At 40.2% G+C, this 24,267-nt stretch carries 23 protein-coding genes; 17 read left to right on the top strand and 6 right to left on the bottom strand.

Going from position 1 to position 24,267, the window contains the following annotated elements:
* Window positions 1-190: 190 nt before the first annotated feature.
* A complete protein-coding gene (gene glmU / locus FD50_RS01640) occupies window positions 191-1,594 on the top strand; it encodes a bifunctional UDP-N-acetylglucosamine diphosphorylase/glucosamine-1-phosphate N-acetyltransferase GlmU (RefSeq protein ID WP_056959817.1) in 1,404 nt (467 codons plus the stop codon).
* A gap of 83 nt (window positions 1,595-1,677) precedes the next feature.
* Window positions 1,678-2,655, top strand: coding sequence for a ribose-phosphate diphosphokinase (locus FD50_RS01635; RefSeq protein WP_056959814.1), 978 nt, complete (start codon window positions 1,678-1,680; stop codon window positions 2,653-2,655).
* Between the two features lie 374 nt (window positions 2,656-3,029).
* Here the strand turns inward: FD50_RS01635 and FD50_RS01630 are convergent, their stop codons facing one another.
* From FD50_RS01630 to FD50_RS01620, 3 genes are all read right to left on the bottom strand, one after another.
* Window positions 3,030-3,884: an aldo/keto reductase gene (locus FD50_RS01630; RefSeq protein WP_056959812.1), complete on the bottom strand. Its 855-nt coding sequence runs from the start codon at window positions 3,882-3,884 to the stop codon at window positions 3,030-3,032.
* Window positions 3,885-3,896: 12 nt separating this feature from the next.
* The gene (locus FD50_RS01625) at window positions 3,897-4,127 is read right to left on the bottom strand and encodes a hypothetical protein (RefSeq protein ID WP_054757758.1); all 231 of its coding nucleotides are present in this window, start codon (window positions 4,125-4,127) and stop codon (window positions 3,897-3,899) included.
* A gap of 64 nt (window positions 4,128-4,191) precedes the next feature.
* On the bottom strand, window positions 4,192-4,800 hold the full coding sequence (locus FD50_RS01620; RefSeq protein WP_056959810.1) for a GNAT family N-acetyltransferase: 609 nt from the start codon (window positions 4,798-4,800) through the stop codon (window positions 4,192-4,194).
* Window positions 4,801-4,975: 175 nt separating this feature from the next.
* On the opposite strand from FD50_RS01620, the gene FD50_RS01615 reads away from it, so the two are divergent.
* Window positions 4,976-5,650 (top strand): DUF6198 family protein, encoded by a 675-nt coding sequence (locus tag FD50_RS01615; protein WP_056959808.1) that lies wholly within the window; start codon window positions 4,976-4,978, stop codon window positions 5,648-5,650.
* Between the two features lie 573 nt (window positions 5,651-6,223).
* Window positions 6,224-6,931, top strand: a complete 708-nt coding sequence (gene nagB / locus FD50_RS01610; protein WP_054757761.1) for a glucosamine-6-phosphate deaminase — start codon at window positions 6,224-6,226, stop codon at window positions 6,929-6,931.
* Between the two features lie 199 nt (window positions 6,932-7,130).
* On the opposite strand, the gene FD50_RS01605 is transcribed toward nagB, so the two are convergent.
* On the bottom strand, window positions 7,131-8,114 hold the full coding sequence (locus FD50_RS01605) for a biotin--[acetyl-CoA-carboxylase] ligase (RefSeq protein WP_056959806.1): 984 nt from the start codon (window positions 8,112-8,114) through the stop codon (window positions 7,131-7,133).
* 168 nt (window positions 8,115-8,282) lie between these two features.
* Here FD50_RS01605 and FD50_RS01600 point away from each other — a divergent pair, with 168 nt between their 5' ends.
* The 4 genes from FD50_RS01600 (at window position 8,283) to FD50_RS01585 (ending at window position 11,590) form a co-directional block, all read left to right on the top strand.
* Window positions 8,283-9,380, top strand: a complete 1,098-nt coding sequence (locus tag FD50_RS01600) for a YibE/F family protein (RefSeq protein WP_056959804.1) — start codon at window positions 8,283-8,285, stop codon at window positions 9,378-9,380.
* Complete coding sequence (locus FD50_RS01595; protein WP_056959802.1) at window positions 9,377-10,138, top strand: YibE/F family protein; 762 nt, start codon at window positions 9,377-9,379, stop codon at window positions 10,136-10,138. The genes FD50_RS01600 and FD50_RS01595 overlap by 4 nt, the downstream gene beginning before the upstream one ends.
* Window positions 10,139-10,210: 72 nt before the next feature.
* On the top strand, window positions 10,211-11,197 hold the full coding sequence (locus FD50_RS01590; protein WP_056959800.1) for a hypothetical protein: 987 nt from the start codon (window positions 10,211-10,213) through the stop codon (window positions 11,195-11,197).
* Between the two features lie 27 nt (window positions 11,198-11,224).
* Window positions 11,225-11,590: a DUF3899 domain-containing protein gene (locus FD50_RS01585; protein ID WP_162256063.1), complete on the top strand. Its 366-nt coding sequence runs from the start codon at window positions 11,225-11,227 to the stop codon at window positions 11,588-11,590.
* Window positions 11,591-11,805: 215 nt separating this feature from the next.
* On the opposite strand, the gene FD50_RS01580 is transcribed toward FD50_RS01585, so the two are convergent.
* On the bottom strand, window positions 11,806-13,152 hold the full coding sequence (locus FD50_RS01580) for an HD domain-containing protein (RefSeq protein ID WP_056959795.1): 1,347 nt from the start codon (window positions 13,150-13,152) through the stop codon (window positions 11,806-11,808).
* A gap of 177 nt (window positions 13,153-13,329) precedes the next feature.
* Between FD50_RS01580 and FD50_RS01575 the strand changes: the two genes are divergently transcribed.
* The 7 genes from FD50_RS01575 to FD50_RS01545 all read left to right on the top strand — a co-directional run bounded on the left by FD50_RS01575 (window position 13,330) and on the right by FD50_RS01545 (window position 19,834).
* Window positions 13,330-13,764, top strand: a complete 435-nt coding sequence (locus FD50_RS01575) for a YwiB family protein (protein WP_162256062.1) — start codon at window positions 13,330-13,332, stop codon at window positions 13,762-13,764.
* A gap of 44 nt (window positions 13,765-13,808) precedes the next feature.
* On the top strand, window positions 13,809-14,396 hold the full coding sequence (rpoE, locus tag FD50_RS01570) for a DNA-directed RNA polymerase subunit delta (RefSeq protein ID WP_056959793.1): 588 nt from the start codon (window positions 13,809-13,811) through the stop codon (window positions 14,394-14,396).
* Window positions 14,397-14,576: 180 nt separating this feature from the next.
* On the top strand, window positions 14,577-16,172 hold the full coding sequence (locus FD50_RS01565; RefSeq protein ID WP_056959791.1) for a CTP synthase: 1,596 nt from the start codon (window positions 14,577-14,579) through the stop codon (window positions 16,170-16,172).
* A gap of 80 nt (window positions 16,173-16,252) precedes the next feature.
* Window positions 16,253-16,462, top strand: a complete 210-nt coding sequence (locus FD50_RS01560; protein WP_054757766.1) for an LBP_cg2779 family protein — start codon at window positions 16,253-16,255, stop codon at window positions 16,460-16,462.
* 414 nt (window positions 16,463-16,876) lie between these two features.
* The gene (locus FD50_RS01555; protein ID WP_056959788.1) at window positions 16,877-18,139 is read left to right on the top strand and encodes a UDP-N-acetylglucosamine 1-carboxyvinyltransferase; all 1,263 of its coding nucleotides are present in this window, start codon (window positions 16,877-16,879) and stop codon (window positions 18,137-18,139) included.
* A gap of 28 nt (window positions 18,140-18,167) precedes the next feature.
* Complete coding sequence (gene rho / locus FD50_RS01550) at window positions 18,168-19,469, top strand: transcription termination factor Rho (RefSeq protein ID WP_056959786.1); 1,302 nt, start codon at window positions 18,168-18,170, stop codon at window positions 19,467-19,469.
* 113 nt (window positions 19,470-19,582) lie between these two features.
* Window positions 19,583-19,834: a type B 50S ribosomal protein L31 gene (locus FD50_RS01545; protein WP_056959784.1), complete on the top strand. Its 252-nt coding sequence runs from the start codon at window positions 19,583-19,585 to the stop codon at window positions 19,832-19,834.
* A 158-nt stretch (window positions 19,835-19,992) separates the two neighbouring features.
* Here FD50_RS01545 and FD50_RS01540 read toward each other — a convergent pair whose 3' ends face one another.
* Window positions 19,993-21,213, bottom strand: a complete 1,221-nt coding sequence (locus FD50_RS01540; protein WP_056959782.1) for a multidrug efflux MFS transporter — start codon at window positions 21,211-21,213, stop codon at window positions 19,993-19,995.
* 232 nt (window positions 21,214-21,445) lie between these two features.
* On the opposite strand from FD50_RS01540, the gene FD50_RS01535 reads away from it, so the two are divergent.
* Window positions 21,446-22,753 carry an NCS2 family permease gene (locus tag FD50_RS01535; RefSeq protein ID WP_056959780.1) on the top strand — a complete coding sequence of 436 codons (1,308 nt, stop codon included), beginning with the start codon at window positions 21,446-21,448 and terminating at the stop codon, window positions 22,751-22,753.
* 618 nt (window positions 22,754-23,371) lie between these two features.
* Entirely contained in the window at window positions 23,372-24,202 is an 831-nt protein-coding gene (locus FD50_RS01525) for a TIGR02452 family protein (protein WP_056959776.1), read from the top strand.
* Window positions 24,203-24,267: the final 65 nt, after the last annotated feature.

Here is a 24,267-nt window from a genome sequence, read left to right as displayed (position 1 = left end):
GTTTATCCGGAATAAAAGAGGGACTGTGACAAAATTTAACTTTTGTCACAGTCCCTTTTTTATCCAAAGGAACTTGGAAATTTTTAGAATTACGTATTTTTAATGATGCGAAGTGACCGGTTCTTGCACAGCAGAAGTCACTAATGTATGATTAATAGGGAAAACACTAAAACTTAGAGGAGACATTGAAATGACGGCGAAATATGCGGTTATTCTTGCTGCCGGACAAGGCACAAGAATGAAGTCCAAGTTGTACAAAGTTTTGCATCCAGTTTGTGGGAAACCCATGGTTGATCATGTGTTGACCCAGATTGAAGGAAACAAGATGGACCAAGTTGTAACGGTAATTGGTCATGGTGCGGACAAGGTGAAGGAAACCTTGGGGAAGCGGACCGCCTATGTGATGCAAAAAGAACAGCTCGGAACAGGGCATGCAGTTTTGCAAGCTGAACAGCTTTTAGGGGGAAAAGACGGAATTACTTTGATTGCGTGTGGAGACACCCCGCTTTTTACCACGCAAACCTTTAAGGAATTATTTGAGTATCATCAGCAAAAAGGGGCTGTAGCAACGGTTTTGACGGCTGTGACAGACCAGCCTTTTGGTTACGGACGGATTAAGCGTAATAATCTTGGAATTGTTGAAAAAATTGTTGAACAAAAAGATGCAACTGCCGAAGAGGCTGCAATTACGGAGATTAACACTGGAGTTTATTGTTTTGATAATAAGGAATTATTTGCAGCATTACACCAGATCAAAAATGATAATGCACAGGGTGAATATTATTTAACAGATGTGATGGAAATTTTTAAAAAACAAGATAAAGTAATTGCTGCATATAAGATGAAAAATTTTGCAGAATCAATGGGTGTGAACGATCGAATTGCATTAGCACAAGCCGCCCGAGTGATGAGAAAGCGAATTAACGAAAAACATATGCGCAATGGTGTAACGTTAGTGGATCCAGCAACGACATACATTGACGTTGATGTCACAATCGGATCTGACACAGTGATTGAGCCAGGAGTCTTGTTGAAGGGCAAAACTGTGATTGGAGCTGATTGTGTCATTGGGGCACATTCTGAAATCAGAGATAGCGTAATCCATGATGGGGTTCATATCACGTCTTCACTCTTGGAAAATGCGCAGATGGAGGATGGCAGCAATATTGGACCATATAGTCATCTTAGACCTGAGGCACAGATTGGCAAACACGTTCATATTGGTAATTTTGTAGAGGTTAAGCGGGCACAGATCGGTGAAAATACAAAAGTAGGTCATTTAACCTATGTCGGTGATGCTACACTGGGCAAAAATATCAATGTTGGTTGCGGGTGTGTTTTTGTAAACTATGATGGTAAAAATAAACATCAGACACATGTAGGCGACTATTCCTTTATAGGTAGTGCTTCCAATTTGATCGCCCCACTTGAAGTTGCGGATCATGCTTATGTTGCAGCCGGTTCAACCATTACAAATGATGTCGCTGCCAGGGATATGGCGATTGCCCGCGGACGACAAGTCAATAAAAAAGGGTACTATGACCGTTATCCATGTGCTCAAACAGCGCAAGAAGAAGAGAACGGGAATGATTAAGTGATAAGAGTCTAATTGAGCTTGATTTTAGTGTTAAAAGTGAATAAAATTATTGTAGATAAATATGAAAGATGGAGGCTGTCATGTCTGGACAATATAATGATCCAAAGCTCAAAATATTTGCTTTGAATTCGAACAAACCCTTAGCCGAAAAAATTGCTGCTTCGGTTGGCGTGGAATTAGGTAAAACTTCGGTTGATCGCTTTAGCGATGGCGAGATCAGGATTAATATCGAAGAAAGTATTCGTGGAGATGAAGTCTTTATCGTGCAATCAACTTCTGCACCCGTAAATGACAACTTAATGGAACTTTTGATCATGGTTGATGCTTTACGCCGTGCAAGTGCTGAAGTTATCAATGTGGTGATGCCTTATTACGGATATGCACGTCAGGATAGAAAGGCACGTCCGCGCGAACCAATTACTGCTAAGTTAGTTGCAGATATGATAGTTAAGGCAGGTGCAGACCGGGTGGTTGCGCTTGATTTACATGCCGCGCAAATTCAAGGGTTCTTTGATATCCCGGTTGATCATTTAATGGGTGCTCCATTGCTGGCAGATTATTTCTTAAATGCTGGTTTAGAAAAAGATGCAGTAGTTGTTTCACCTGATCATGGTGGAGTGACACGTGCACGTAAATTGGCGGAGTTTTTGAAAGCCCCAATTGCGATTATTGATAAGCGGCGTCCTAAGGCAAATGTTGCTGAAGTGATGAATATTATTGGTTCAGTCGATGGCAAACGTTGCATTTTGATCGATGATATGATTGATACGGCTGGAACAATTACGTTAGCTGCTCAGGCGTTAAAAGATGCCGGTGCGACCGAGGTTTATGCATGTGCAACTCATCCTGTTTTGTCCGGTCCTGCAATTGAAAGAATAGAGAATTCACCTATCAAGCGTCTTGTGGTGACTGATTCAATTAAGCTGCCAGAAGAAAAACAAATTGATAAGTTACTGCAAGTTTCTGTTGGGCCGTTGATCGGAGATGCCATCAAACGGATTCATGAGAATAAATCTGTGAGTCCACTCTTCAAGAAACGCTTTCACGAAGAAAATTAAACCTGAGTTTCCTTGTTAAATAAGACAAGAGAGCGGTATAGGTCGGTATGCTTTGAGTATTAATGCAAAATTGCAGGCATACATGTCTTTGGCGATGAGTAACTGTGAAGTTATCGAGTATTTTGATTTATGGAACATGTTTATCTGGAATAAAATAGAGAGTGTGACATAAGTCGGGAAAATTTTGAGTACTAACTCGAAATTACGAACATAGCGGGTACTTTGCTATGAGTAATTCGAAGTAGATGGAGAATTTTGACTTATGGAACACGTTTATCCGAAATAAAATAGGGGCTGTGACAAAAGTTAAATTTTGTCACAGCCCCTATTTATTTTAAGCTACGCATTTAACGTCCACCAATCATCAAGTTCGGTTAAAATTCTTGATAAACTGCTGGGTTTTGATTGTTAGTGCGTCCATTGTCTTTATCAAGAGAAGAAATTGCAGTTACTTCTGCTGCAGATAATTCAAAATCAAATAATGTAAGATTTTGAATTTGTCTTGAAGTCGAACTTGACTTGGGGATCACAGCAGCTCCTAATTGTGTTTCCCAACGCAGAATAATTTGTGGGATTGTTTTGTTGTGCGCCACTGCGATTTTCTTAATCAGCGGATCTTTCAAGACAGCATTGGCGCGACCAAGTGGACTCCAAGCTTGAGTGACAATACCATGTTCGCGGTCAAAAGAAAGCTGTTTGGGCTGAGACCAGTAAGGATGGAGCTCAATTTGATCGACAACCGGCAAGACACCAGTTTCTTTTTCAAGTCGCTGCAAGTGTTCTGGCAAAAAGTTAGAGACTCCAATTGAGCGGACTAAGCCGAAACGTTGGGCATCAATCAATGCCTGCCAAGCCTCAACATATTGATCTTTGAGTGGATTGGGCCAGTGAATCAGATAAAGGTCAAAATAGTCAAGTTGCATACGGTACAGTGATTCTTGAATTTCGGTGAGTGCTTCTTGATACTGATGATGTCTACCCGGAAGCTTCGAGCTGATAAAAAGCTCCTCACGTGCAAGGCTAGACCGACGAATTGCGGCTCCGACAGAACCTTCATTTTCGTAATTAACTGCGGTATCAAGAGCACGATAGCCATTGTTTAAAGCTTGCTGAATAGTGTTTACTCCTGCAGCCCCACGTAATTTATAAGTACCAAACCCTACTTGCGGTAGTCGATTGCCATCACGTAATTCAAGAAAAGGTGTTTGTTTTGCTAATTCGTAATTCACACTGGTTCCTCCCTATTCATCTTTTTCAATTCTTTTGATAATTTGGTAGCTTTTGCTTGTCTGCTTGTTTGTAGCCGGCCGGTCTTTGTCGAACACGTAGTAAAGTTTGCCCTTTTCTTCCTGTACGATCAAGGGATAGCGCTTTGTTTTTTTACGGTAGATCTTGGCTGCTAAGTAAGCTTCTTCATAATCATAGCTACTGGAGATCATTTGACCTGGATTGAAGAGAACATTTTCAGGCATTGCTATCACTCCTCTCAAAATATCGTTGTTCCTCAAGAATCTGCCCACATTCTACCATGAAAATTCAACAATCAGTAGTATTTGGCTCTGTGTAAAAAGCAGTGCTGATTTCAGGAAACTTGTGAAAACTTGGAGCTGGGATAGTGTGCGCCGCGAGTATCTTCTCCATCCAAATCATGTCGTACCACGTTGAAAATTTATAACCGCATTGGTGAAAATGAGCAGTTTGGACGTAACCCATTTTTTTATGAAAATAGACACTTGTTAAGGGGAGGTGAGCGGTTTGTGTTTCAGAAAAACTAATGCAGGCGTTAAGATTGAGAATATTTTGCGCGCGTGCAATTTTTTCGAGTTCTGCATATAAGCGACTGCCAATCCCTTGATGACGAGTTTTTGGATCAAGGTAAATGGAAATTTCCGCGGACCAGCCATAAGCTGCGCGCGGATGAAAAGCAGACAGATAGGCATACCCCACAATTTTTTGATTAACTAAAGCTACCAAGTAGGGGTACCGCCTTGAGATTTTTAACATGCGTTTTTTAAACTCAGCAATACTGGGAACAGTATACTCAAAAGTAATTGCAGTTTGTTCAACGTAGTACGAGTACAGTTTGACTAAAGTTGCAGCATCTTGGAGGACTGCCGGTCTGATTTTGAAAGTTTCTGCTGTCATTTAGATAACTCCTTATGTAAAATTAGCTCAATTTTAGCGCTTTTTCTGCAATGCACAAGCGTTTATTAAATAAAATAAATAATAATCTTGTAAAGTTATTGAAAATGTTCAAACGCTAAAGTAAGATAATCACTGTTGATAATGGAATAATGTTTTTTAAAATTGGAGCAAAGTAATGGAAAAAAAATCACTTAGTAAAACATCTGAGCTGCCTTTAATGCTTGGGTACTTCGTTTTTTCAATTTTTTTAAATAGCTTAGGTAATGCGCTGACAGTTTCTCTTAATCTAGGAAGTGCATTGTGGACAGCAGCAGCAGTCAATGTTGCCCATGCAACTGCTCTTCAGTTGAGCTGGATTCTTTTTGTGGAAGGCTTTTTAGTAATCTTGCTTAATTTGTTTTTAGTCGGACATCTCTCAGTGAGAAGAGTTGTGGGTAATTTAATTTTTATGGTTTCTTTTTCTTATTTGGTAGGGGGTTTGTCTGGTGAGCTGGTTACTTTAGGCATTGGTAATCTTGCACTTCCTTTGCGTATTGTCCTTGATTGCGTGGGAATTGTTTTAATTGCAACTGCAATTTCAATCTATCAAAGGGTTAATTTGATAATGCACCCATGTGATGATTTGATGCAAATTTTACGCTTCAAGTTTTTTAAGGGTAATCCAAGTACTGCACAATTGGTATCTTTTATTCCACCAATTGTTGCAATTGGGGTTGTTTTTGGTTTTACACAGCAGATTTTTGCGCTTAATATCGGGACTATTTTCGCACTTATTTTTCAAGGAGCTTTAGTTGGAATTGCAGATCAAAGAGTTTTTCCGACATTACGCCACCATGATCTGGAAATTTAGAGCAGAGAATTTCAGTGTTACGTTTTTTAAATCCGGAGTTTCATAATTTGAAGAGGTTAGTTAGAAGTTTGGGACAAAAAGTCGCGAACTTTTTTTGTGCCCGCTATTTCCAAACAGCGAGTGCTGAAACTTGCACTAAAAGGTAACTAGCTGTACTTAAACTCGTAAACCAGACAACCCAATTCCGGAACTATTCGGCTGATACTGTTGATTCTCGCCATCTAAACGCCTTTTAACCCACTCGCACTTTAGTTTTCATTTTGTAAGTTATGAATTAAGTTGCTGCAATTATCAGCCGTGGGTGTTTACGATTTGCGTAAAGCTTAATGTTGAGGATTACAATTTCAGCCGTTGCTACAGTGATATCTGATTTTGAAATTGAATTTACAGATAAATACAGCATATTTTAAGCACTTTTAATATTTTAAAAGTTTTTTTAAGTCTTTAAAATCATTTACAAGCGCTTACAAGGATGTTAGAATAACTCTGTTAGGTGAAAAGTTATCTGTTAGCTTGCTTTTTTGGTATAGTCCAATTATAATAGGACTATACCAATAATTGGAGGTAGTCATAATGAAACTGATTGTTGTTAAAGATAGTGAACAAGGTGGCAAAGAAGCTTATCAGATTTTTGCAGAAGCCCTCAAAAATGGAGCAACAGTTTTTGGACTTGCAACTGGGAGTACTCCGCTTACGACCTATCAAAAGCTCGTAGCAAGCAAACTTGATTTTTCAGATGCTATTTCGATCAATCTAGATGAATATGTCGGATTGAAGCCAGATAACCCGCAGAGTTATCAATATTTCATGCAAGAGCACCTTTTTAAGAGCAAACCTTTTAAGCGGTCTTATTTGCCGCAAGGAGATGCCAAAGATGCAGCGCAAGAAGTAAAGCGCTATGACCGGGTAATTGCTGAGAATCCAATTGACTTACAGCTGCTTGGAATTGGAAGGAATGGTCATATTGGTTTTAATGAACCGGGTTCTGATTTTACTTCAGCCACCCATAAAGTGGCTTTAACACCGTCAACAATTGCTGCAAATGCGCGTTTCTTTAAAAATAAAGATGAAGTTCCGCGCTATGCTTATTCAATGGGAATCGGCACAATTTTAAAGTCTAAAAAGATTATCCTTGAAGCTTTTGGAGCAGCCAAAGCAGCTGCAGTTGCTGCGATGATCGAGGGACCAGTAACTCCGGCTTGTCCAGCAAGTGCCTTGCAAAAGCATGCTGATGTGGTAGCGATTGTTGATGAAGCAGCCGCTGCTAAACTGAAAAAGTAAGCAGTAAAATATGGGCTAAAAGCCAGTAGCTTGTGTACGAACACAAAATTGGGGACAACACACACTCCACCCCTCGCTCAGTTCGTAGCATAAGTATACTGCCTTTTGGCCCATATTTATTTTTCTCAAGAGTGATCGCAAGCAGATACCCCGTTCTTTTGGCGTTTACAAGCAAAGGAAAGGCTAAATACACTAGGCACTACCGTTTTTTTTCAGTGACAAGACGAGTTTTGGTTACTTCACCAGATGAAAAGCGGGTCCCATCATGCAAGACCAATCGCCCTTGATCATCGATAGTCTTAACGATCCCAGAAAATTTGCGGTTTCCTTGGACTAAAGTGACCTCCTTACCGAGCATCAGAGAACGTTTGCGATATTCGTCTAAAAAGGCACCATCTTCATAATGAGCGTAAAGTGTAAAGAATTCGTTTAAGATATTTGCGATAAAAATGTTGCGAGACACTTTTTGAGCAAGGACCGCTTGGCGCAAACTTCCGGCACGTTTTTGCAATTCAATTGGGAAACTTGTCGGATCGGTTAAGTAGTTAACGCCAATCCCCACAACGAGCTGGCTGATGGTTTGGCTTTCAATATCAGCAACTGCCTCGGTCAAGATCCCAATTACTTTTTTATCATTTAGGACGATATCATTAACCCACTTAATTTTAGGAAAAACAGCGAGTTTCTTTTCAATCGCCAGTGTGAGTGCAAGGGCAGTGGCAGTTGTTAACAAACCAGGGTTTAGGGAAGTACTTGGATTCTTGAGTAAGATGCTCAGATAAATTCCGGTTCCAGGTGAATCGAAATTGCGTCCGTAGCGACCATAACCATTCAATTGTTGATTTGCCAAAATAACGGTAGGAGAGGTTTGCGAGCCGTGCACTGCCAATTCTTTGGCACGAGTGCTAGTCGAACTGATTTTTTCATGAACTTCAAAGCTTAACTGTGTCCGCAACTCTTTTTTTAGATGTTGTTGAATAATAAAGGTGTTTAACTTGCCAGTGTCGGTGTAGTAGTATCCAGCATGACGTTTACTGCTGATAGGAAAACCATCTTCCTGTAGATGTTTAACTATTTTCCAGATTGCAGTGCGCGATAGCTGCAGTTTGGTTGCAATTGCCTCCCCAGAAACGTAATCTGGGCTAGTTGAAATTAATTTCAATACTTTTTGTGTGTTATCCATATTTTCTTCCTTAAAAGACTTTTACCTTGGATTATAACCGGACATTTTCAAGAATTCAAATGAGGATCAATTATCTTTTTTCTCATAAGAAAATTAGTGCTCTCTTTTTTTACAAGGATATCCATGATATCTTAGAAAAAGAATTGAAAATAAAAAGAAGTGAGTGTGTTGAAAGTAAAAAAAATACTGTTGGAAGTTGCAGTAATATTTTTGGGGGGCATTGCGCTTTATTTTGCTACCAGCCATAATGCTTTTATGTATCAGCAACCAATTCTGCAGGTTACAGCAGTTGAAAATGGGAAAACAAGTGTCACGAAAGATGAATTTAGTAATCGTGATGAGCAGACTACTCAAAGACTGACTGGGCGAATTTTAAATGGTTCTTCTAAGGGTGAAAAGTATACTTTTAGCAATACATATACAAAATCTGGCGGAATAGATCAAAAATTTCACGTCGGACAACAACTCTTTGTTAATTTGTATCATCAAAAAGGACGGACGTCAGTCTCGGTTTCAACCTACAAACGTGATACTTATTTTGCGATACTTGTGTGGATTATGCTGTGCCTACTCCTCTTAGTGATGAAAATAAAGGGATTACGGGCACTTGGTAGTGTTTTATTTAACTTCATCCTCTTTATTTTAATAGTCCAGTTGGATGTTAACTGGAATATTACTTCCTTTTTTGCAATCTTTGCCTGCAGTGCGCTGATTTTTACAGCACTCACGCTGGTCTGGATTTTAGGCTGGAATAAACAGTGTTTAATAACATTAGAGGCGATTGTCATTGGGACGGCGCTGGCGTTTGCCATTTGTATTTTTGCAATGTGGATCACCAATGATCAAGGGATGCATTATGAGGCACTAGACTTTGCCACCCAGCAACCTAAACAACTTTTCTTAGCCGCTAGTGTAATTGGCTTGTTGGGAACCGTAATGGATGCCGCAACCGATATTGTGTCAACTCTTTTTGAAATGAAACGACGGCAGCCACAGGTTGGGTTTAAGCGGCTATACAGTTCCGGAAAGCAGGTTGGCAAGTCGATCATGGGGCCGTTAGTGAATGTCTTATTATTAATCTTTTTTGCAGAGACCTTTACATTGGCAATTCTTTACTTTAGAACTGGCAATTCAATTGGATATACTTTTTCGTGGACAATGTCATTGGGCTTAGTGCAATCCTTAATTAGTGGAATTGGAATTACATTAGTGATCCCAACAGCAAGCTTTTTGGCTGCAATTACTTTGGGGAGAACGGAAAAATGACAACAATAAGTTTATTGACAATTATTTTAGCTGTTTTGATGGTAATCAGTGGTGGCCGCAGAGGCGCAATTTCATTTGTAAGTCTTTTACTGAATTTCACGCTTTTATTTTTAACAGTAATTCTGATTGCTGGAGGATTACCTGTTTTACCAGTTACCTTTCTTGCGGCAGTTTGCATTCTAGCAATTACCATTTACTTAGGAAACACAGATGAAGTAGAAACAAATGTAGCTTTCCTTGCAACGCTTACAGTGCTGGTATTAATGTTATTGCTAATTGTTCCCCTTGATCATTTGGCCCAAATTCATGGATTCAGTAATGAAGAGTCGGAAGAAATTGAAGCTTTTAACTTAGCAATCGGAGTTAATTTTGAAGAAATTGCCCTGACTACGACTTTACTGAGTACCTTGGGAGCCATTGCCGAAGCCGCAATTGCGGTGGCAAGCGGAATGGCTGAGATTATTCGCCAGACTGCCACTGAAGGAGACTCGGAGTTGCGCAAGAGTGGTCGCAATATTGGTCTTCAAATAATGGGCATGACCTTTAATACGCTCTTTTTCGGCATGTTCGGCGGTAATTTGGCGTTATTCATTTTACTGTATAAATTACATGCTTCGTTTGGTTATTACTTAAACTCAAAGATTTTTGTGGGCGAGACCTTCTTGGTGCTCTATTCTGCAATTGCGGTTATTTTGGTTATTTGGCTTACGATTGAATTTATGATCATCAAAGCCCACAAAATGAAGCAGTCAAAATAACCTGGATATTAATGTTTACCTAGTCGTGATATAATTAATAATAAAGAATTCACGCTTGGGGAGTGAAGCTTAATGAATAATCAAGTCCGGAAAAAATTAGTCGCTATGGCAGTTTTAATGCTTGCAGTGGGGACTGCTGCGTGTTCGGCAGGAAGCCAAACTACTTCAAAAAGCAGTTCTAGTGTGGCACAAAACACGGAGATGACAAAGACAAGTTACCGCAAGGCTTTAACGGATTTGCAAAATGGTGCCCCGCAACAAGCATATCATGAGCTTGAAAAGGTTGTTGAAAAGGGAGCTGCGGACCGTAAAACAAAGGAGCTTTATTATAGTCTTAAAACGTTGCTAGCTGCCAAAAAAGCGGTGACAGCGAATCAGCTCGAAACAGCTGCAGCTAAGCTAGAAGTACTGGAGCAAGTTAAGACGCCGCAAAGCTTAGTTAAACAAATTAAAGCAGTTAAATCTGAGTATCAGGCAGTTAAATTGGCCAAAATGTATTACAATGAAACGATTGCTTATTACAAGGCTGCACGTTATTCAGAAGCTGGCGGCAGTCTTGAAATGCTCTTGGCATTACCTGGGAAATATCAGGCAGTGGTTGCATATCAAGAAAAAGGCAAACAGTATTCAGGCCAGATTGCAAGCGCCCAAAGCAAAGCAACCTCCACCAGTTCTGCGAGCGCGGCGAGCGCTGCAAACTCTCAAAGTAGCGGATACACTAATGCACGCAGCTCCAAAATTGTTAGTTCAGAATATAAGCAAAAAACGGGAAGTTCCATTTCTTCAGCAACTAATAGTCAAGTGTCATCAGTTGCTGAGGAACTCTCGGATTCAGAAATCTTAGGCAAGTTTCGGAGTGTTACAGGTATTCCGCAAGAAGCTGGCGATCAGTATTATGTTAAGAAACTGGCGGATCATCTGTATCAAATTGAAATTAGACATACAAGTCCCTCAAATACAAGCGTTTCAAATCTTAAGGGAATGTACAAGTATGATTATGGAACTGGGACCGTCGAAAAGATGAATGAGATTTCTGGAGAATATTCACGGATTAATTAAAATAACTTAGAAGTTAGGATGATGAGGGTGGAGAAGCTACAGCGCCACTACTATGTTAAGACAGTTGCATTTTTCCAGTTCATCGGTTTGTTGTGCTTTTTCTTAGGCATCCTAGGATTCAAACGTTTGCAAATTGCAGACGGCTTGTTTATGGTGGGACTGCTGGGAATTTGTTGTACTGTAGTCGATATTTTATTAGGGGCGCACTTGCTAGCAGGTTGGTTTCGCTGGCGTAGAAAAGGCGAGACTGATGCCGAATATCAGGCTGCCAAGATTGACCCGCATCAAGTCGGACGTCTTAAAGATAAACCGTTGCGCTTTAGCCGCTTAGGGAAAAGTTGTTTGAGTGTAGGGCTGGGCTATATTGTTTTTTCGATTCTTTTAACCTGGTGAACTAAAAAATGAGCACACTAGCATCTCAGACTCGGAGTTCAGCAACTCTGGATGAGAAATGCGCAGTGTGCCCATTTTTTATGGTGGATTTTTTTGAGAAAAAGAGGACTGTTTCTCAGGACTTCTTTACCAGCAAACTTCATGCTGAGGATTAGCTTATTGTCACAAGTCTAGGTTACTTTGTAGACTAGCACCTGGTTTTTCGGGTCTGAGCGTTATTTGTCGGCATTTTTGGGGATGATGACCCATCTATTTTTGAGATAGTGTTGGAAAGCCTGATAGATGGGAGTAAAGACTTCAGGATCTTCCGAAGATGAAAGCATCTCTTTTGGGAAAAAGAAACGCTCATCACCAGAGAATTTTCCTGTAATAGCACTCACCAAACTACTGACGGCTGAGAGCTCAACCAGCGAACCATCGTCTTGCATCAACTCAATTTGATCAGCTTTTTTGGTACTACCAGGGACATAGGTATCATAGGGCAGATCATAGCTATCGTTGGTCGCAGTATAATATTCTGCGTTGTAGCCTGCTTCGCTAACGAGTTTACTGAGTTCTGGAAGTAAAAATGCGGTTTTAGAAGAAAAGCGGACTGATTTCAAAGGTTTTCGATTGAGAAAACGTTTAGCGAGATCGCTTAGAATGTGGTCTGGACTGGTACACCATTGAATAAAATAAGTATTTAGTACACCATCATCTAACTTGAGATAGTCGTCAATCGAAAAATCTTTTTTGAAAAAGGGCAGCAACAGACTGGGGTTTCCAATTGCTTCTAAGTCTTTGTGCTCAAACAGATATTTTGCTCTTTTTAATAAATGGCTTAAAATAACTTCCATGGAACGAGAAACTGGATGAAAATAAACTTGTTGATACATCTGAAAACGGCTCACAATGTAATCTTCAACGGCGTGCATCCCACTAATGTGGAAAGTAATGCCATTGTGATAAGGTCGCATTACACGTAAAATACGTTCAAGGTCAAAAGTTCCATAATTGGTGCCGGTGTAGTAGGAATCACGTAACAAGTAATCCATCCGATCGGCATCAATTTGGCTAGAAATCATTTGGACTACTTGAGGATCTGGATAGCTTTTCTGAATGACACTTGCAACTTTGGCGGGAAAGTCAGCAGAAACGCGTTTTAAGACCTGATTAACTTCTGTTTCTGGAGAAGTTAGGATGGTAACTGTTAATTTTTCGTGATCAGTATGGAAGATATGTTCGAAAGTATGTGAATAAGGACCATGGCCAATATCGTGGAGTAAAGCAGCACATAACGCTACTAAGCGCTCATGATCGTCCCACAGCCCATCTTGGGGTGTCTTTGTCGGATAATTTCGTTGAAAAAGATCACAAATTTGACGTGTGATCTCATAAACCCCGACTGAATGTGTGAACCGGGAATGTTCTGCTCCATGGAAAGTGCTGCTAGCAGTTCCAAGCTGACGAATGCGACGTAAACGTTGAAATTCACGGGTATTAATCAGATCAAGGATCACTTGGTGTTGGATATAGATATAACTATGGATCGGATCGCGAAGGACTTTCTCCATCGGCAACATTTTATTTTTGTAAGCAATAATAGTTCCTCAGCCCCTGACTGTACATCGTTTTGTTTAGATTAATCTAGCCTTATTATAACTTAAACTAGGCACAGCTGCACAGTACCTTTCGTTTCAAAAGACTAACTAATTTAGGCAAAATGCTATATAATTAATTCAAAGAGTGTTAAAAAGGAGGTGGTTGCGTTGGGCAATGGAACACCTGTTTTAATCTATTTAAAAACTAGACATAATCAGGACGGAGAAACAGTTGAATATGAAAAGGAGTTTCAAGGACAGATTTTTCAAATGGGCAGTTCACTTTACTTACGTTACAATGAAGAAACGGATGAGCAGAGTACTGTGACTTTTAAGGTATTTGAAAATGGAAATGTGCAGCTTACCAGGAAAAACGAGGATTTGCGGATGCAACTTTTCTTTGGAGATAATCGCCGCATTTCGGCCACATATCGGACTCCCTACGGTGATATTCCAATTGAGACTGTTACACCTGATTTGACTGTCAGACTAAGTGAAGCACCTTTAGCAGGCAAGATCAATATTGATTATTTATTATACAGTGGTGGACAGTTACTAGGAGAATATAAAATAAGATTGCATTTTACTACTTAAGATTGTATGATAATACGTAGACTGTAGAAGGGACGTGTACCAGTTTGGAGCTAGAAATTTTTAAGGATGCCAACAAAAGTGAATTGTCTATGATTGAAGTTGCTCATGCTATCCTTAAACAGCGCGGGGATGTGATCCCTTTTGCTGATTTAGTTAATGAGGTTCAAGAATATCTCGCTAAAAGTGATGAAGAAATTAGAGATCGTCTTTCACAATTTTATACCGATTTAAATGTTGATGGCAGTTTTATTTCTTTGGGTGACAATCTTTGGGGGCTGCGTTCGTGGTATCCATACGACTCCATTGATGAAGCTGTGATTCACGTTGAAGATGATGATCCAGAAGAACCTAAAAAGAAAAAAAGAAAAAAAGTCAATGCTTTTATGTCCGATGCTGCTGAAGATGATGATGTAATCGATTATAACGATGATGATCCAGAAGATGATGATCTGGATGCTGATTATGCTGATGACAGTGACGATGACAAAGAATTGAAGGAATACAGCAAGGATTTGAGTGATATTGATGATCCGGAAGATGAAGAAGAACTCCCAGATGGAATTGAGGGACAATTGACTGAGCTTTCGGATGATGATTTGAATGAAGATGATGACGAACAAGAAGGTCATTAAATCTTACTTGACTGTGATTGCTTGATTGGGTACAATACTCATTGGGCACCTCATGCTTTTTGTGAGGAACGTGAACGGAAATGATCACAAGCTCCCTATTCAGTGTGAATAGGGAGCTTGTTATTTTATTTTTTATGATTGTTGTGCGAGCCTTCAAAAAATAACTAAAGGAGTTTTGTAATGACCAAGTATATTTTTGTGACTGGTGGCGTTGTTTCATCGTTAGGGAAAGGAATTGTAGCTGCTTCTCTGGGACGATTACTGAAAAATAAAGGCTTGAAAGTTATGATTCAGAAATTTGATCCTTATATTAATGTTGACCCTGGAACAATGAGCCCGTATCAACATGGTGAGGTTTTTGTGACAGATGATGGCACTGAAACTGATTTAGATTTGGGGCATTACGAACGTTTTATTGACATTAATTTGAATAAGTATTCGAATGTCACCACGGGAAAAATCTATTCAGAAGTTATTAAAAAAGAACGGCGTGGAGATTATCTTGGGGCAACGGTCCAAGTGATTCCACATATTACCAATATGATCAAAGAAAAGGTCATGCGTGCGGGCACAACTACCAATGCGGATGTTGTCATTACCGAAGTTGGTGGAACGGTTGGCGACATTGAATCGCTGCCTTTTCTGGAAGCTTTACGACAGATGAAGGCTGATGTTGGGAGTGAGAATGTCGTTTATATCCATACAACTCTAGTTCCATATCTTCATGCTGCCGGAGAAATGAAAACAAAGCCAACACAGCATAGTGTAAAGGAACTGCGCGGTTTAGGAATTCAGCCGAACGTTTTAGTGGTCAGAACTGAGCGCCATATTTCACAAGCAATGCGTGATAAAATTGCAAGTTTTTGTGATGTTGAGCCCGAAGCAGTGATCGAGTCGATGAATGTCGATACGCTTTATGAAATTCCACTTAATTTGAAGGCCCAGCATATGGATGATATTGTCTGCAAACTTCTTCACTTGCAGACACCTGAATCTGACATGAGTGCATGGGAAGCATTGACAAAAAAGGTCAAGCATTTGGATAAAAAAGTTAAGATAGCACTTGTTGGTAAGTACGTCAAACTTCCAGATGCGTATATTTCTGTTGTCGAAGCACTAAAACATGCCGGGTTTAAGATTAATGCAGATGTTGAAATTGCGCTGTTTGATTCTGAAAAGTTAACCACAGAAAATGTTTCAGAAAAATTAGGAGCCTATGATGGCATCATTGTACCAGGTGGTTTTGGAGATCGCGGATTGGAAGGGATGATTGCTGCAATTCGTTATGCACGTGAGCAAAATGTACCTTATCTTGGGATCTGTCTAGGAATGCAGATGGCCTGCATTGAGTTTGCCCGCAACGTTGTTGGTTTAAAAGATGCCAATACGACAGAGGTAAATCCGAACTGTGAAAATAAGATCATTGATTTGATGGCTGATCAAGAAGATGTTGAAGATATGGGTGGAACTCAAAGATTAGGCTTATATCCATGCAAATTGAAAAAAGGGACAGTTGCTGCACAAGCTTATGGCGATCAAGATGTCATTCAAGAAAGACATCGTCACCGCTATGAATTTAATAACAAGTACCGCGAAACATTCTCTGCGAATGGATTGACTTTCTCAGGAACATCGCCTGACAATCATTTGGTTGAAGTGGTAGAGCTTTCTGAGCATAAGTTCTTTGTGGCCGCCCAGTATCATCCAGAATTTCTCTCACGTCCGCAAAGACCAGAAGGGTTATTCAGTGCATTTATTGCTGCAAGTTCCAAGTAATTTAAAAAGAACACACTTACTGCAAGGAGTTGTGTTATTCTTAAGAAGTAGGTTATGTAACTTGCATAGGAGTGATTTAAGTGAGTCAAATACAGCAGTCTCAGGAATTAGCTGAAAAGATTTTAACTTTCCAGGAGAATTTTCATTTAAACGACGCGACACTTTCATTGGTTAGTCATCTATCCGTTGAAAAAGTGCATGGAATTAAAGTTGGGAAATATGCTCCTAGTCACGAAGAAAGCGAATTGCTTCTTGAGTTTATCCAAAATTATCGTAACAAGGAACAATGAAAAACACGTGGCACAGGTACTGAATTTATAAAGACAAGAGATTGTAACAAAACTCAGGTTTTGTTACAATCTCTTGTCTTTTTATTTAACTGCCAGTTTTACTTGAGGTAGAATAATTTTAGGAGTGCGCTTTAAAAGTGTTAAGCGCTAGGGATTACCGGGAGGTGATCTTTAAAACGACCACCGTTGTATAGTTGTAAAAAAACAACAAGATTCAAATTGGCGTTGTAATAAAGCTGCTTTTTTTGGTGAATATTTGGGAATATTTTCCTTAATTTTAATTTTTTTGATTGAAACGATTGCGGCGATCTTGTAGTATTAGAAGAGGCACTTTTGGTGTCACCAGTTTGTAGCGAATGACTTAATAAATGAATAAGTCCTTTTGTTTGATACTTGAGTGGAGATTTATAGACGATGAAAAAAATGATTGTTAGAGGCGGGCAGAAACTGTCTGGCGAAGTCACAATTGGCGGAGCTAAAAATAGTACAGTTGCCCTAATACCAGCGGCGATCTTAGCAGATACGCCCGTAAAATTTGATTCTGTTCCAGCTATTTTAGACGTACGTAATTTAATGTTGATTTTAAATTCAATGAATGTTCCTTCTACCTTTAACCACGGGGAACTCCAGCTTGATCCGACACATATTAAAAATGTTCCGCTTCCAGGGGGAGCAATTAAAAGTCTGCGGGCTTCCTATTATTTTATGGGGGCGCTTTTGGGCAAATTTGGGGAAGCGGTGGTTGGCTTCCCTGGTGGCGATAATATTGGACCGCGGCCGATCGACCAGCACATAAAGGGTTTTCGTGCATTGGGCGCTAAAGTGGTAGAAAAAAATGACGCTGTGCATATTACAACAGGCGCCGGTGGGCTTCATGGAGCACGGATCTTTTTTGATATTGTCTCAGTGGGTGCGACGATTAATGTTCTTTTAGCTGCCGTCAAAGCGCAAGGGACGACGGTAATTGAAAACGCTGCTAAAGAACCAGAGATTGTCGACTTGGCGACTTTTCTAAATAATATGGGAGCACAGATTAGAGGCGCAGGTACGGATGTGATTCGAATCAAGGGCGTCCCAACGCTTAAAGCAACCAATACACATACTATTATTCCTGATCGAATTGAAGCAGGAACATACCTCGCATTTGCTGCAGCAAATGGTGAGGGAGTCTTGGTTAAAAATGTAATTACAGAGCATTTGGAACCGTTCATTGCAAAGTTAGTCGAGATGGGCGTTTATCTTGAGGTCAACGAAGATAGTGTGTATGTTGCTGGTGGTCACGAGCTTACGCCGGTTACAGTCAAGACGGCTCCTTTTCCTGGATTTGCAACGGACCTGCAGCAACCGATTACGCCCTTGTTGATGAAAGCCAAGGGAGACAGTACGATTATTGATACACTTTATCCTGAGAGAATTAAGCATATCTCTGAAATGAAACGGATGGGTGGCTTGATTTCTAGCAAAGACGGTGTGATTACCGTGCAGCATTCAACACAACTTAAAGGGACCACGGTCAAAGCAAGTGAGATTCGAGCAGGGGTTGCCCTTTTGGGATTAGCTTTGATGTCTGAAGGAACGACAACAATTATCAATGCGGAAAATATTTTACGTGGCTATGAGAGAATTGTGGAAAAACTGAGAGGACTTTCGGTGAACATTGAGATTGCAGAGGATTAGTCTGGTGTGGTAATGATCCGGGAATCAGATTCGAGGAGAGAGTAATACGAAAAATTTAACTTTAATAGACTTAAAGGACAAAACCCTCAAGGAAATTTATAGTTATGCACGAGAGTTTAAAATACCATATTATAGTCAGATGAACAAAAAAGAGCTTTCATTGGCTGTTATTCGAGCACAAGCTGCTTCCCAAGGATATTACTATATGGCAGGCGTGCTTGATATCTCTGCACAGCAGGAAGGTTTTGGCTTTTTGCGGCCAATTAACTATGGACCTTCTCAAGAAGATATTTATATTTCGGCTTCCCAGATTAAGCGTTTCGGGTTGAGAAATGGAGATTTGGTGGCGGGCAAGGCTAGAACGCCTAAACCGAATGAACGTTATTATGGTTTGATGCATGTGGATAGTGTTAATGGAAAACATCCTGAAGAAGCTAAACAACGGCCTCATTTTCCGGCATTAACGGCCCTTTATCCTGAACAACAAATGGTGCTTGAGACTAATGAGCATGAAATTGCAACGCGGGTCCTTGATTTGTTTGCCCCGATTGGTTTTGGACAAAGAGGCTTGATAGTAGCACCCCCGAAAGCTGGAAAGACGACATTACTTAAAAGAATTGCCAACGGGATTACTCACAATTATCCGACAGCCAAGTTGATTGTACTTTTAATAGACGAGCGGCCCGAAGAAGTTACCGATCTTGAACGGACTGTGCACGGGGAGGTAGTCTATTCAACTTTCGATCAGAAGCCTGAAAATCATGTCAGGGTTTCTGAACTAGTGCTTGAACGTGCAATGCGGCTGGTTGAAGATAAACAAGATGTAGTTATTTTGCTGGATTCTTTGACGCGTCTTGCGCGTGCATACAATTTGTTTGTACCGCCGAGCGGACGGACGCTTTCTGGAGGGATCGACCCCCAGGCTTTATTCAAACCTAAGAAATTTTTTGGAGCGGCCCGCAATATTGAAGAAGGCGGCAGTCTGACGATTTTGGCGACTGCACTGGTTGATACTGGGAGCCGGATGGATGACGTGATTTACGAAGAATTTAAAGGAACTGGAAATCAGGAGCTCCAGTTAGCCCGTGAATTAGCAGAACGCAGAATTTTTCCGGCGGTAGATTTACGCAAGTCTGGAACCCGCAAAGAGGAATTGTTATTAGACAAGAAAAAACGTGAGCAACTGTGGGAACTACGTAAAGAATTGAGCAATGATCCAGTTAGACAGGCTGAACAATTATTTGCAATGATGAGGCAAACTAAAAGTAACGAAGACTTACTTGCTTATGCGATGCAAAAAAAACGACAACAATATGCGAAAAAGAAATGAACTATAAAAGATTGATTGCAACTCGTTTTTTTTCATGGTAGAATGTTTATTGTTGTAGCATTGAAGATTAACTCTGGTACAGCAAATGGACCAGGGCAAAGGAGAGTATATTAATGAAAAAAGGAATTCATCCAGATTATCATAAAGTTGTTTTCCAAGATTCTGTTACGGGCTACAAGTTCCTTTCAGGATCAACGAAGACTTCAGCTGAGACGATTGACTGGGAAGATGGCAACTCGTATCCTTTGATCCGTGTTGAAATTTCCTGTGATTCTCATCCATTTTATACTGGGCGTCAAAAATTCACCCAAGCAGATGGCCGTGTGGATCGTTTCAACAAAAAATATGGTTTTGCCAACAAATAGGTATTGCAAAAAAGCATCCCAGCAAGGGATGCTTTTTTTATTAAGGTAAAATAAGCAAAAAGTAGCAGTTAACTTAAGCCATAGATTATCTATCACTGGGGGATACACCTAATTGAAACTTAGCATAAATTGTCTTAGATTGCACCTCAAGCTGCCACTTAATCAGGTTCTTTAGTGGCAAAAGTAACCCACAAAAAGCCCATGAAAAGGACGACAGCGGTGGAAATAAAAACACCATTATAGTTCCAGATACCAGAGACAGTCGAACCCAGTAGCGGGCCAAGGACATTGCCCATCGCCTGAAATGATTGATTATAACTGAAAATTCTACCAGTGGCTGTGGCCGGAGTGTTTTTTGCAAGCAATGTTTGGACTGCTGGCAGCAAAGCACCGTCGGAAATTCCAACTAAAAAGCGAAGCGAACCGAATTGCCAAATGTTGGTTACTAATGCCATTGGTAAAAAGATTGCCACGGCAAAAAGCATTCCGATTTTAAGAATCCGAGCCGTTCCAATTTTATCGCCTAAAGCCCCTAGGCGCGGAGCAGCAAGCAGAGTTGCGATTCCAGGAAGCGAAGCAATAATTCCACTGGCAATGGTAATCGGACCGGCATGATGCATCAGGTCACGGATGTAAAGACTGATAATTGGACTGATTGAAAAATTACCTAGTTGAATAAGCAATGTGGTCACCAGCATTCCAAAAACAATTTTTCGATTTTTAAGGTTGCGAAAAATGGTTGCACCGGTTTGCATTTTATTCTTGGGAACTGGTTGAAAGTTTTCTTTGACAAAAACGGCACTGAGTAAGAAAACCAGGAATAAGATTAGGCCGGTTAGAAAGAAAGTCAACCGATAGCCAAAGATTGCGGCCACAACTCCGCCAACTAACGGACCAAAAAGTGTTCCAGTGACGTTTCCTGTAATTAAAATTCCAAGAGCTTTACCACTACTTTGTTTGGGTGTTTCTGTAGCGATTAATGCATTTGAATTGCTAACGTACCCTGAAAAAACTCCTTGTAAAAGGCGCAATAAAATTAATTGAGTTACATTAGTGACAAGTCCCATTGCGGCAATCACAATGGCCATTCCAAATGAAGCACGTAAAATCATTAATTTTCGGCCCCTGCGGTCGGCTAATCTGCCCCAAATAGGTGAGACGATTGCCATAACTAAGAAAGTGGCTGAGTATGTCAATCCACTATATAAATTAAGCTGTGCACTGGAAAATTTGCCGAGAGTATCAATATACAAAGACAAAAACGGCATTACTAAACTAAAAGCAATGCCGGCCATGAAGGTTCCGATCCAAAGGACGATCAGATTTTTTTCCCAAAGCTGGCGTGGACGCAAAAAAAAGTTTTTGATTTTTTCAAACATCGGACTGTTCCCTTTCTATAGTCTAAATTGAGCTTAGTATCTTAATTGTCGCTAAAATCAACGTTAATAGCAAATGATAAACAACATTTAGTGAAAATTAAAAGTGATTAAAGGCGAACATTAAATTGAAATATTAAGTGTATTTACATTTTTTAATCTCTATAGTATAGTATTTATCGGGTTCAATCACCAAAGAAAAATAATAATGTTCGTAAAAAAAGGGGTAAGAGTTTTGAAAGAAAAGTTAGAGGCGTATTTTCAAATCGACAAGCTTGGATCAAATGTCGGACGTGAGGTATTAGCGGGATTCACAACTTTTATTTCAATGGCATATATTTTATTTGTTAATCCCAGTGTTCTCGGAGCAGCTGGAATGGATAAAGGTGCTGTTTTTACTGCAACAGCACTTGCAAGTGCTTTAGGCTGTTTATTGATGGGGTTATTAGCAAAATACCCGATTGCAACGGCACCAGCACTTGGAATCAATGCTTTTTTCACATATTCAGTCTGCATCGGCATGAAAGTTCCTTGGCAGACTGCACTAGCAGGTGTGTTTGTAGCGTCTTTGATATTTTTGTTGATTACTGTTTTTAAATTACGGGAACTAATCATCGATGCAATTCCGGCCAATTTGAAATATGCGATTTCCGCTGGGATTGGTTTATTTATTGCTTTTATTGGTTTAGCCGATGGTGGTTTAATTGTTGCTGATAAATCTACGCTGGTTAAGCTTGGAAGCTTTGCAGGAACTACGTGGTTAACTATTTTTGGGTTGATTGTGACTGCAATTTTACTGGTGCGGCGAGTGCCAGGCGGAATTTTCATCGGAATGATTGCGACTTCATTACTTGGAATTATTACAGGAATGATCAAATTACCAATGGCCTTGGTGTCTTCAGCGCCTAGCCTTTCACCCACTTTTATGGTCGCACTTAAACATGTTAGTGATATTAACACTATTCAACTTGCAGTAGTCGTGTTGACATTTTTATTAGTAACTTTTTTTGATACTGCTGGAACCTTAGTCGGACTTGCTCAGCAAGCTGGGTTTATTCGTGATAATAAGATGCCCCGGGTGGGAAAGGCACTTTTATCAGATTCTGTTGCGATGACAGCAGGTTCGCTTCTGGGAACTTCACCAGTAGGGGCCTATGTTGAATCTTCTGCAGGAATTGCTGTCGGAGGTCGTTCCGGTTTAACGGCAGTTGTGACAGGTCTGCTCTTTATCGGCGGCATGTTTTTCTCACCCCTGCTGGCAGTTGTCACTAGTCAAGTTACAGCTCCAGCCTTGATTATTGTGGGTGTTTTGATGGCACAAAGTATGCGGAAAATTGAATGGGATAAGATGGAAATCGCAATTCCTTCATTTTTGATTTTACTAGGAATGCCATTAACCTATAGTATCTCAGACGGTTTAGCTTTAGGTGTAATTGCTTATCCAATCACGATGATTGCTGCTAAAAGAGGCAAGGAAGTTCATCCAATTATGTATGTTCTTTTCTTCGTTTTCATTGGATTTTTCTGGATTCTTAATAAGTAAAAATTAGCTGATAGTTTTGATATCTAAGCGGCCTGATTCCATGTTGGAAGGGTCGCTTTTTGTATCGAATCAGCGCAAAAATAGTGAGGAAAAACTTTTTTGATTTTAAGCTGCTAAAACGACAGATAAAAGCAAGGATGATTAGCTGATTAAATACAGAATGTGATATTATTAAAGAAAAGCGTGACACTTGTGAAGTGCCTTACAAAAGCGCCTCGCCTTGACGTAAGTAAGGCAAGGGGGCTGACAGTGGAGCATGTTAAAGAAATGTCGACAAACAGCGTTTAGGTCCTTAAGACTAGGTGCTGGCTTACAAAGTAACCAGGTTTTGGTTACGAGTAAGTCAGTCCTAGGTGTAGGAGCTGCTGGGTGGAGCATGTTAAAGAAATGTCGACAAACAGCGTTTAGGTCCTTAAGACTAGGTGCTGGCTTACAAAGTAACCAGGTTTTGGTTACGAGTAAGTCAGTCCTAGGTGTAGGAGCTGCTGGATGGAGCATGTTAAAGAAATATCACGCAACCCTCGGTGAATACGTTAATTGTCAGCTGATAAAATTAAGGGATTGAAGTCAAAGATATTTTTTAAACCAGTTCCGGTTTTAAAAGAAGGAAGTAGTGGCATGAAAACTAAAAAAGAAGTTTTGCAAGAAATTGGTCACCGGACCATGAATTTGTATCAGATCGAGATGAATAAACTGGAGCAAAGTTCTATTTTAGTTACGCAGCTTCTTCCTGCGACAAAAACGCAGGGAACTTTTCCCAGCAAAATCAGTGTACTTGCAGAAAATGTGCTTACACGGATTCGTTTGGAAAATGAAGCTGGCGTAAAAAAGCTGGGAGTTTTGAATTTTGCTAGCCCAATTATACCGGGAGGGGCTTTTTTAGAGGGAATTGATGCGCAAGAACAGGCACTGTGCCGTAACAGTTTTCTTTATCCTGAACTTTTAAAGTATAAAAAGAATTACTATTTGAAAAATCAACAAAATCCACAACATTATTTCTATAGTTCAGCTTTTATCTTTGCACAAAATATTAGAATTTTGCGTGACGAAACAGAACAGAAATATTTGCCTGGTAATTGTTTAGTAGATGTTGTTAGTATTGCGGCACCCAATGTGACAGAAATGAAACGGCACGGTCTGCAAGTGAACAGCGCCGCACTTCAAGCAGATTTTAACTGCAAAGTGCAGCAGTTGTTGCGGCAGTTCAAACGCGCGCACGAGCGCATTTTGCTATTAGGGGCTTTTGGATGCGGCAGCTTCGGAAATGATCCGCGATTAGTTGCTCAGACTTTTAAAACACAGCTTAACGCGCCTGAATTTGTAGGTTGTTTCGAACATATCTACTTTTCCATTTACCAAGATTCTAAAGCATTGGCAGCTTTTTCGGCAGTTTTTGCACCGAAACGGATTAAAACAGCGGCTGCAAAGGGGCAGCCTGATAGTGAGTAGTGCATACTTAGCTGATTTATAGTCTTAGGATGCAGTTGCAGTTAAGCAAAATTAAAGGAGAGTGT

Source organism: Liquorilactobacillus satsumensis DSM 16230 = JCM 12392, from assembly GCF_001435195.1.
GTDB lineage: Bacteria > Bacillota > Bacilli > Lactobacillales > Lactobacillaceae > Liquorilactobacillus > Liquorilactobacillus satsumensis.
Note: the sequence above shows the minus strand (reverse complement) of the source record. Positions and strands in the feature narration are given on the sequence as shown.